Source organism: Parafrankia soli, assembly GCF_001854695.1.
GTDB lineage: Bacteria > Actinomycetota > Actinomycetes > Frankiales > Frankiaceae > Parafrankia > Parafrankia soli.
Genome location: NZ_MAXA01000032.1, coordinates 1 through 10136, shown reverse-complemented (window position 1 = coordinate 10136; position 10136 = coordinate 1). Strand labels below are relative to the sequence as shown.

The window sequence follows — 10136 nt, the reverse complement described above, 5'->3', positions numbered from 1 at the left end:
CACCGTGTCCCGCCCGCGACCAGTGCACCACCTCGAAGAAACACCGCCGGCAGCTCACCGTGCACCCCCGCGACGCCTACCACGCCCAAGCCGACGCCCGCGCCCGGCAGGACACCACCGACTGGCAGGCGAAATACGCGCTGCGGGCAGGGGTCGAGGGCACCATCCGCCAGGGCGTCGCCGTCACCGACCTACGCCACACCCGCTACCACGGCCTGGCCAAGACCCACCTGCAACACGTGTTCTCCGCGGTCGCGCTCAACCTGATCCGCCTCGACGCATGGTGGAACGGCCACCCCCTCGACCGCACCCGCACCAGYCACCTCGCACGCCTCGAACTCACCCACGCCGCATAAGGCCGAATTAGCCAGCAGGGTCAACATCCTCGCCAAACTGCACGCCCCGGACCGCACGGCGGCAATCCTGCGAGCCCGCCGCGCCGGCCTGGGTGAACCGTGACCTACCCTCCCGACGGCCCGAACGGGCAGGTGAGGAGGGTGCGCACGGCCTGGCGCAACCAGCCCGCAACAGGACGCCGTTAATGTCCAGCCATGACCTTGAGCATCCGTAATCGGCTGGCTGGCACCGTCGCTGACATCACGAGTGGTGCTGTCATGGGTACTGTCCGCATCGCCCTCGCGAACGGCGACACCCTKACATCGGCCGTCACCATGGACGCCATCAAGGACGTCGGCATCGGCATCGGCTCGGCGGTCGAGGTGCTGGTCAAGTCGACGGACGTCTCGCTCGCCACGGGAGAGACGTCGGGCCTGACCATCCGGAACCGACTGGGCGGGACACTGGTCGGCATCGACACAGGCGGCGCGATGGCGCTCGTCCGCATCGACCTCGGCACGGACATCGAGCTGACCGCGGCGATCACCCGCGCTGCCGCCGACGAGCTCAAGCTTGCCCCGGGCCTGCCCGTGACCGCACTGATCAAGTCAACCGAGGTGGCCTTCTCCGCGCTCTGACGCCCACGCCGCGACAACCGTGCGCCGACGCCGACGCCGACGTCCAGCCGCCGGTCACATCTTCCGGAAGTCCCAGCTTGTGATCTTCTCCGGGGTCACCCGCAGCCAGGCGTGCCGGCCGTCGTAGTGCATCTCGTCGCGGCCGGCGTACTTGCGGGCGTAGAGCAGCTCCGGCGTGGCCAGGCCGGGGTCGGGGGTGCCAACGCGGGGGGCCTCGCCGACGCTCTCGGCCCGGCCGCGGATCTCCACCCCGCGCAGCTCGGTGAACTCGTGACCGGTGTCCACGACGATCGCCACCCGCGGGTCACGCTCGAGATCGGTCCAGCGCTGGCTCTTGACGACCGAGTTGAGCCACAGCGCCTGCCCGTCCCAGACGAACCACAGGGGCGTCAGATGCGGCCCGTCCGCGCTGGTCGTCGCCACCCGGCAGGTTCGCTCCTCGGTGAGGAACGCATCGACCTCGRCCGGGCTCATGGCGATCTTGCGGCCTCGACGCTGATCTTTCATCGTTTTTCCTCCAGGTGCGGACTTCCCGCGGTGCCTGCTTCGGTGACAGCATCGGCCGTGGTGACAGCTGCGGCTGTGGTGACAGCTGCGGCCGCGGCGTCGCTGAGGGCCTCGCCCTTGGCGAAACCGTAGTAGACGGCGAACTGCAGCACGATCTCATCCATCTCCGCGCTGGTGAGGTCGCCGGAGCGCAACGCCACGTCGACGTGCGTCCGCAGCGGCATCGGGGAGTCGTCGATCCCCACACAGGCGACGGTGATGATCCGGCGTTCCCGGCGGGTGAGACCGGGCCGCCGCCAGACGTTGCCGAACACGAAACCCAGGATCCCGGCCTGGCGATACGGCGTGTCCGCGGGTGGCGCCGGCATCAGATTCACGTCGGCGAACTCGGCCACGCCCCCTTCCAGCCGCGCGTTCCAGTCGCCGGTCTCGAACGAGGGGACGTCCAGCGGGGGCCATCCCGTCGGCTCCACCCCCCGCTCCCGTTGGACCCGCGCCCACTGCCGGCCGACGACCCCTTCGAGGTGGGACGCCTTCGGCCAGCCGCAGTAGACCGCGAAGTGCAGGACGAACTCGAGCATCTCCGCGATCTCGATGTCACCGCTGCGCAGGGCGGCATAGACGTGCGCGTCGATCGGACCGGGCGCGTCGGCCGCCGCGACGCAGGTCAGCGTCACCCACCGCCGGTCCCGCCGGCTCAGCCCGGGCCGGCGCCACACCTCACCGAAGACGAAGTCCCGCGCCGCCGCCTCGAACGGAGTCAGCGCCGGTGGTGCCTCGGTGGCCATGACCTCCCGGAACACGCGCTCGGCCACGCCGGTGCGTCCCGCATCCCGCTCGTCGTCTGCCCGCGCGGGGTCCCGCTCATCGCCCGCGTGCCCCGCGTGCCCCGCGTGCCCTGTTCGCCCCGTTTGCCCCGCCTGCGCGGTGCCTTCCGTTGTCATGGACGGCTCCGCTCCTCCGGACTGCTTCTCCGGACTGCGTTCAATCGGTCGACCGCAATCTAAGGCAGGTGACTTTCCCGGGTCCAGAGTCGCTGCCGGGCCCGGATCAGCCCGCGGACCCGCCGACCGCCTGCCCGAGCGCGACCCCGGCGAAGGCGGCCGCGAGACCCACGGTCAGGCTCACGACGACGTTGGCGACGGCGTGGCGATGGGTCCAGTCCCTGGCCAGCCGCAGCGTCTCGTAGCTGAACGTCGAGTAGGTGGTCAGCGCGCCACACAGCCCCGTACCGGCGACGGACAGTACCTCGGACGACGCCGGCAGGCCGACCAGGAACCCGAGCAACAGGGACCCGGCGGTGTTGACGGTCAGGGTGCCCCACGGGAAAACCGAGCTGTGACGGCTCTGGACCGCCCGGTCGGTGAGGTAGCGCAGCGGTGCCCCGACCGCCGCTCCGAGCGCTACCAGCAGCACCGTCACCGTCCACCCCGCACTTCACCAGCCCCGTGAGCGGCGCCGCGGGGGCGATCAGGGGAGCGGTCAGGGGAGCGGCCACCGGTGCGGTCACGGGAGCGGTCACGGGAGCGCAGCAGCCGCGMGGTGAGACCTGAACCGACGGCGACCGCGATGAGCGCGGCGGCGAGGGACACGAAGAGGAACAGAAGGGCGGTGCCGGGCGCGTCCGCTTCGACGGCACGCTCGACGTCCACGACGTAGGTGGAGAACGTGGTGTAGCCGCCGAGCACGCCCACGCCGAGAAACGGCCGGACCAGCCGGCGCCCGGCCCAGACGCTCCCGACCAGCTCCATGAGGACGCCGATGAGCAGGCAGCCGGACGTGTTGATCGCGAACGTGGCCCGGTCGAAATCGGCCGCCTCGTGTGGGAAGGCCACAACCAGGCCATGCCGGGCGAGCGCGCCGAGCACACCACCGGCCGCGATGGCCGCGAGAACCGGCCAGGGACTCGGCCGCAGCTCCGCCCGCTCCTCGGGATCGGACAGATCGACATCGGGGTCGACGGGCCTGGCCACGGTTTCGGATGCCCCGTCGGGCTGGACGACAAGCCGCGGAGCATCGACGTCCGAGCGGCCGGTACGGGCAACGGGTTCGGACATGGCGGGCCTCCTACCAGCGGAAACAGCTACTGGCAGGGACCGTTGGCGACGCTGTCGCGGTTCTCCCCAGGCGCGGGGACGGCGGGCCCCACCGCCGGCAGGGCTGACTCGCCCAGCGCCTCATGATACCGGCCGCCGCCGACGGCAACGCGGGATCACCGCGTGGCGCGCAGGTGGCCGACGCTCAGCTCTCTCGCCCGTTCCCTGCTCGGAGATTCGCGCAGCCCGGATCGCATTGACCGGACCGGTCTGACCGGACCACGTTGGAGGTAAATCCGCCGGAGACACCGAGGGCGGCGAAGCGGGGGAGGGGCCGATGCCCACGGTGACAGCCAACGGAATCGAGATCTACTACGAACGGCGTGGCACCGGCCCGGCACTGCTTTACCTGAACGGTTCCGGCACCACGCTGGCGACGACAGGACGGCTGCTCGCCCCGTTCGCCGCGCACTTCGACCTGCTCGCCCATGACCAGCGCGGCCTGGGCATGACCGCGGTACCACCCGGCCCCTACTCGATGGCCGACTACGCGGCGGACGCCGCCAGCCTGCTCGACCAGGTCGGCTGGGAGCGATGCCGGGTCGTCGGCATCAGCTTCGGCGGGATGGTCGCCCAGGAACTGGCCGTAACCTGGCCGGAGCGGATMGAGCGGCTGGCGCTGCTGTGCACGTCGGCCGGCGGCGCCGGCGGATCGTCGTACCCCCTTGACGAGCGCGGCAGGCTCGCCCCCGCCGAACGGGCGGCGCTGGCACCGCGGCTGCTCGACTCCCGTTTCACCCCCGAATGGCTGGCGTCGCACCCCGCCGACAGGATGACGGCGGACGGCATGGCCGGGAGAGCGTCGATCCCGCGCACCGATGAGCAGCAACGCGGGGAAACCGCGCAGCTCGAGGCCCGCAGACACCACGACGTGTACGACCGGCTCGGCGCGATCACCTGCCCGACCCTGGTCGCCTGTGGCCGCTACGACGGAATCGCGCCCGCCGCGAACAGCGAGGCGATCGCCAGCCGGATCCCCACCGCCACGCTGCGAACCTACGAGGGCGGCCACACCTTCTTCGCCCAGGACGTCCGAGCGTTCCCCGACGTCATCTCCTTTCTGGCCGGCCCGAACCCTTGACCATCCGGGCTGGTGGTGGCGCGCACCGCTTGAGGCGGCCCCGCCCGGCCACTGCACCCGTTCGGCGACGAGCCGGGTGCGGGTGCCCCCACGACGTCCTCGGGTGGCTGCCGGCGACGGCTCACCGATGGGAACAACGGGTCGGCCGCGGTGAGGACTGTCGGGTGTGATCTGCCTGAGATCGCCGGATGCGCTCGCGCTGCCGCAGCCCGATCACCCGGATATGCTTGCCCGTGGTGCGCCCCAGCCGAGGTCGGGTGGCGCGCAGCTCCGGGGCGGTAGCTCAGCCGGTTAGAGCAGCGGACTCATAATCCGTCGGTCGTGGGTTCGAGCCCCACCCGCCCCACCACCCTTGACCTGGCCTTTTGCGGGGGCCGGGCCTCCGTGGAGATCGATAACCGGCGCTGGTGATGACGTGCCGGTGACGTTGCGACCGCAACTAAATTTCGAGCCCCTGCCCTTGGTTGCAGAGAGTAGTCGCCGGTGGTGAGGGGTTCGGCCGGGAACTGACTCTTGCTGCCCCTACATGTCCAGGCCGGGCCCGTCGTCGAGGGTCAGCGAAGTGAGGTTCTCGGGCTGCGTCGGTGCTATGGAGCCCGGTCGATGCCGGCGCGGGACGACGCCGGCAGCGGCTTTGGCCGCTACGTGGTCGGCGTCGGTGAAGGTCGACCTACTCCCAGCGCGGCGACCTGGGCTCGCCCCCAGTCGGAGCCGGCTGCCTCCCGTGCGGATCTTGGTCGCCTGGGTGATGCGTACTATGTATTGCTGGCTCCGGGAGAGTCCGTTGGCGTGACCGAGACCTCGACGAGGGCGGTTCCATTGTCTCCGAACCTCGCTGGCTGCTCGGCCATCGGCGGATGACTAGCGAGGGTGGCAGTGAGGGCTGGGCCGTCCTCGAGGTCGAGTAGCAGCGCTAGGACTCGCGCGTGCTCGCGCGCAAGATAACCGAGCTTGAAGCCCCCATTCGTGAGCACGGCGATGGCATTGCGGTCGGCTGGGTTGTGGTGTTCGCGTTCGAGGACGAGGGGTTCACCGATGCCGGTGAAACGCAGCACGTCTTCGGCGCCTGCGGGTTGAACTCCGCGGAGAGGGACCGTCACTGTGCCCTCCTCGGCCAGAATGAGGTCGAGCGTTCTGCGTGGGGTGTTGAGGGCCGCAGCGCGGTCTAGGAGTACCTCGACGGTCTCGCCGCTGACGACCAGCGCGAGCGTGGATGAGTCCAACGTGCCGACCCAGGCGACGAACTGGGCGAAGCTGCCCTCGGCGTGAACGGGAAACAGCCCGCCGAGCCTGTGGGCATCCTGACGGTTTCGCACACCGAGGCTGGCAGCGAAGCATGCGGCAGGTGTACCGACGCCGTACTTCGCCATCGCGGCGATGGAGGTCACGGACAATGGCAGAGATACCTCGGTTCCCAACTCCACCGAGAGCAGCTGTACAACCGCAGAGAGTACCCAGGTGAGGTCGTGGACGATGACGCGGTCAACTTGGCTAGCGAATTTCAGCGGATCGGAGGTGCCGAGCGCGGCGCCGTGGGCCATGCGCAGGTCATCGTGGCTGTGTCCGGCCATCCAGCCTGCGACGAGCGCTGGGAGTGCCTCGGAGGGTGCGCCGACTGCCGTGGCGGACTTCTGTACCTCTTCCACGGCAATCGCTGCTTCGAGGAGCAGTTCCCGGAGCTCTGGCCACTGTGGTTGGAGAAGCAAGTCGGGATCATGGGAGATAGCTGCGGCGACACGCTGCGCCCCACGCTGCGCGGTCTCACAGCCGGCGATGCTGAGTCCGGTGCGCAGGAAGGCTGCGCGCCGTGTCGCCTCGGGCACCCGTTGCCGGATCTCGCGGATGCGCCGGGTCGCAAAACGGGTGAACGGCCGGATGCTGATGCCGCTGGCGCCGAGCTGACGTGCGGCCAATGTGGTGCTGAGTGCGCCCTCGACCGCTGCTGCTAGCAGGGGTTCGTCGTCGGTCTCGACGATCTCCTCGGAAAGGATCGCGAGCAGTTGCAGGTCCACGGATTCCGTGAGATCAGCGTCGGAGTCTGTGGGATCCAGAAGGTCGAAGCTTTCGGTATCGGGGATCTCAGTCGGCGAGACATTAGGCAGTCTCGCTTTTAGGAGCCGGACGTAGAGCCAGGCGAGCTGGGAAAGGATGGGTTCGAGCGTCGGCCTGTCGAGGTACTTCCGCCGGAGCCGGCCAGCTTCACGTTGAGTGTCTGCGACCAGGATGGCGTGGCCTTCTGTCTCCCTGAACGCGCGCCCGGCCCGGCCAGCGGTGTTGCGGAAGTCGCGAACGGACATCTCGTGGTGCTGGCTGTGGCGGGTGCCGGAGATGAGGACGGTCTTCGTTGGCAGGTTGACTCCCTGCGCGAGCGTGCTGGTCGAACAGAGGATGCCCAAGGCGCCGGCGCGGTAGGCATGTTCCAGAGCGTGACGTATGCCTTCGGGAACGTCGGCGTGATGGAAACCGATACCTGCGCGGACCATCTCGATCAGGGGGTGGTCGCTGCCTGCGAACTCGACCACAGTATCCGCGACCCGTTCACGCTCCTCCACAACGCCGGCTGGCAGGTCGCCGTCGTCGGTCGCACCGATCCGGAGGTCAGCCTTCGTGGCAGCCTTCAGGACCGCCTTAGCTGCGCTGACGGCCGAGGGTTTCTGGGATGCGACGATGAGTACGGGTCCGAGTTTCTGGTAATGCAGCGCGAGCTCTGCTGTGATCTCGGTCTTGCTGGCGGGGTGAAGCTTCGTACGCGCCTTGCGGCGGACCAGCACATGCGGAAGGAAGAACCGCTCGTCGATGTCCTCGGACTGGTACTGCACGAAGCCACGTTGCCCTTCGGCGTCCTGACCGCGCCAGCTGAAGACCCCGAGTCGCAGGTTGGAGGGCGTCCACTCGACGCTGGCCAGGTGGCAGCCATCCGGGTCGAGCCAGCCAGCAATGTCTTCGCCGTTAGGTAGGACGGCGGACAGCAGAAGGAGCCGGGCGGCGGGGACATGCTGCTTCACCCGGGTCAGCAGCAGCTCCAGACGGAGACCGCGAGCACCCTCGTTGCCGAGCAGGTGACCTTCGTCGGCAACGAGGAGGGCAAGACGGTCCTTGATGGAGTCGTCGTTACGTAGCAGAAGATCGAACTTCTCGCTGGTGAGCACGAGAACGTCGCTGCCGGAAACCAGCCCCAGCTCGTAGTCGACCAGCTCGGCGCCACCGAAGATGCCCGAAACTCGCAGCCCGAGCGGGCTAAGGCTAGCTCGCAGGTGCCGCTCCACCTCGGCGGCCAGTGCCCGACTGGGGACCATGTAGACAGCCAGCGGCTGGCCGCGGAGTGGGCGGACCCATGTCAGGGCGTCGAGCACAGCCCACTCAGCCGTATGTGTCTTTCCTGCGGACGTCGGCATGCAGATGGTCATGTTCGGTCTCGCCCGGTCCAACAGACCCGCATCGAGTACCTGCCGCTGCGACGGCCATACCTGGACGACCGGATGGTCCCCGAGCGCCTGTGAACGCAGGTACCGCTCCCACAGCCGGTTCCAACTGGGCGCGCGCCGAAGCAAGAGCCAGGGTGAAGTGGCGATGATGTCCTCGACGACGTAATGCAGGTTGTCGACCAGCAGCCAGGTGTCGACCACCCCCGCGTCCCCGAGGACATCTCGTGCGGCACGGATGTCGGCCTGCGCGCGCTGGGCCGCAGCCCGGTCCCCCACCCGCCAGAAGCGGGCGAGTCCCCGCGCGGCGCGGCCGATGAGTCCGTACGCCGCCAACATGGAGATATCCGAGAGATCGGGCTCGACCCCCGAGGGCTGCGCTAGCAGCCGGTTCTCAAGCTCGCGGATCGCGAGCTCGGCGACCGCACCTAGCCGGCCGACCTCGCTGACATCGCGGCAGAGGATCATCCCGGCAATGGCGCTGATCGCCGCGGGTGCTGCTGCCGTCACCGGCTCGACCTCGGTGGGATTCGAATCCGACTGGTGACCGAGTTCGGCGAGATATGCCTGGGCGAGCGAGGCGGCATTTGCTTGGTAGCCGGCCAGACTCCACGTTGAGGCGGCCAATGCGAGCCGCTCGATGCGCTGCGAGGAGCCCGGTGGGGATGCTGCTGCCAGGTCGGTGTAAGTCTGGGCGACCTGGGGCAGTTGGCCGGGGTCTTTCCGGCGGTCCCGAGCCGACCGAGTGAGCTCAGCCCGTCGCACGAGGGTATTCAGGCGCGCGAGGCCATGTTCATCGAACGTGAACGCGGGCACGGGCGTGCTGTCGAGGCGGAGCCGTCCCAGCAGGGTCGCGGTCCGTAGCTGCCGCCGCCAGGTCGTACGGCCACCGGCGAACGCCTGCCGGGCGAGACCTTGCAGTCGGCCGTTGTAGTCACGCACCTGCGGCCTCGTCGCCCGGTGCGGCTCCGGCGGGTTGGCGGCTGTGTGGGCGGACTGCCTGGGCGGCCTGCGCATAGGTCGTTGCGATGCGCTCCCGGACCTCGCGCATACGGATGATCGTCGCCTCCGTGCTCTCCGTGACTATGCCGCCCAGCCGGTCGATGACGCGGGCGTCCCACTGGTCGTCCTCGTGCACCACGAACACGTGGCGTTCGACGACTTTCGACTCGTCCGCGAGCAGCRCCATCACCCGGACGCCCAGAGCCTGGTTTCCCTGATCGAGGAGGCGCGTGGCGACGAACTCGATACTGGCGTCGAGAGTGCTGAGCGCTCCCGCCAGACTGGCGTACGCCTCCTTGCCGACATCGAAATCGGGCCGCTGTCGGCGACTGCGAGTCTTCACCTCGGGCACAGCGATGACCGGCGGCTGCACCGACAAGCGGAACGCGACAAGATCGGCTCCCTGTACGGGCGCATTCGGTCGGTGCTTGAACCTCAGCTTCAGGATGGGGACGGTGTAGCGGCGGATCTTACGAAGGATGGCACCGACAAGTGCCTCACCGAACTCGCCGATCCGTACCTTCGGGTCGTCGGGAAACTTGTTCTTCAGTACGTGGGCAGCCAGCTCGTCGGCGCCTAGTAGACTGTAAACCAAAATTCTTTCCGATGACACATAACTAAAGTCGTCACAAGTTGTTGGCGAGCAGCTTCCTGAATTCCCGGTGGAGTACCTCCACCTTGGCTACGATCTCTTCYGCGGTGRCTGTCCACTCGAACGGATGGGCGTCCCAGTTCCAGTTCTCGACATAGTTGTTGATGGTGTTGACGAGGTCCTGGACCGAGACGAACGCCCCGTGCTGGAGTGYGTGCCGRGTGAGAATACCGAACCAGTTCTCGACCTGGTTGAGCCATGAACTGCCGGACGGGGTGAAATGGAACGTGACGTTCTTGTGCCTGCGCAGCCATGTGTCGACGTCGGGGCCGTAGTGGGTGGCCAGATTGTCGACCACTACATGGAGCTCCGCACCGCCGTATTCCGCGATGACCTGGTCCATGAACGTGAGGAAATCGGCCCTGGTGTGGCTGGGGAAGCACCTGGCGGTGACCCGCCCCG

At 68.4% G+C, this 10136-nt stretch carries 10 protein-coding genes and 1 tRNA gene; 4 read left to right on the top strand and 7 right to left on the bottom strand.

The features are described 5' to 3' along the window. The coding region (locus BBK14_RS04695) for a transposase (RefSeq protein ID WP_198541178.1) at positions 1-356 on the top strand (356 nt) is incomplete at its 5' end. Between the two features lie 195 nt (positions 357-551). Then, the gene (locus tag BBK14_RS04690) at positions 552-974 is read left to right on the top strand and encodes a TOBE domain-containing protein (protein ID WP_071059973.1); all 423 of its coding nucleotides are present in this window, start codon (positions 552-554) and stop codon (positions 972-974) included. 54 nt (positions 975-1028) lie between these two features. On the opposite strand, the gene BBK14_RS04685 is transcribed toward BBK14_RS04690, so the two are convergent. The 4 genes from BBK14_RS04685 to BBK14_RS04670 form a co-directional block, all read right to left on the bottom strand. Beyond that, positions 1029-1481 (bottom strand): pyridoxamine 5'-phosphate oxidase family protein, encoded by a 453-nt coding sequence (locus BBK14_RS04685; protein WP_071059972.1) that lies wholly within the window; start codon positions 1479-1481, stop codon positions 1029-1031. Continuing rightward, complete coding sequence (locus BBK14_RS04680; protein ID WP_241831136.1) at positions 1478-2269, bottom strand: carboxymuconolactone decarboxylase family protein; 792 nt, start codon at positions 2267-2269, stop codon at positions 1478-1480. The genes BBK14_RS04685 and BBK14_RS04680 overlap by 4 nt, the downstream gene beginning before the upstream one ends. Positions 2270-2531: 262 nt before the next feature. Continuing rightward, positions 2532-2903, bottom strand: coding sequence for a fluoride efflux transporter CrcB (crcB, locus tag BBK14_RS04675; RefSeq protein WP_071059970.1), 372 nt, complete (start codon positions 2901-2903; stop codon positions 2532-2534). Beyond that, positions 2900-3538, bottom strand: coding sequence for a fluoride efflux transporter FluC (locus BBK14_RS04670; RefSeq protein WP_071059969.1), 639 nt, complete (start codon positions 3536-3538; stop codon positions 2900-2902). The genes crcB and BBK14_RS04670 overlap by 4 nt, the downstream gene beginning before the upstream one ends. A gap of 316 nt (positions 3539-3854) precedes the next feature. On the opposite strand from BBK14_RS04670, the gene BBK14_RS04665 reads away from it, so the two are divergent. Continuing rightward, the gene (locus tag BBK14_RS04665) at positions 3855-4658 is read left to right on the top strand and encodes an alpha/beta fold hydrolase (RefSeq protein WP_071059968.1); all 804 of its coding nucleotides are present in this window, start codon (positions 3855-3857) and stop codon (positions 4656-4658) included. A gap of 272 nt (positions 4659-4930) precedes the next feature. After that, positions 4931-5007, top strand: a tRNA-Ile gene (locus tag BBK14_RS04660). A gap of 406 nt (positions 5008-5413) precedes the next feature. Here BBK14_RS04660 and BBK14_RS04655 read toward each other — a convergent pair. The 3 genes from BBK14_RS04655 to BBK14_RS04645 all read right to left on the bottom strand — a co-directional run. Next, positions 5414-9022: a DEAD/DEAH box helicase gene (locus BBK14_RS04655; protein WP_131802164.1), complete on the bottom strand. Its 3609-nt coding sequence runs from the start codon at positions 9020-9022 to the stop codon at positions 5414-5416. Beyond that, positions 9015-9677 (bottom strand): Hachiman antiphage defense system protein HamA, encoded by a 663-nt coding sequence (locus tag BBK14_RS04650; protein WP_071059966.1) that lies wholly within the window; start codon positions 9675-9677, stop codon positions 9015-9017. The genes BBK14_RS04655 and BBK14_RS04650 overlap by 8 nt, the downstream gene beginning before the upstream one ends. A 31-nt stretch (positions 9678-9708) precedes the next feature. After that, a partial coding sequence (locus tag BBK14_RS04645; RefSeq protein WP_198541177.1) for a transposase occupies positions 9709-10136 on the bottom strand: 428 nt, incomplete at its 5' end.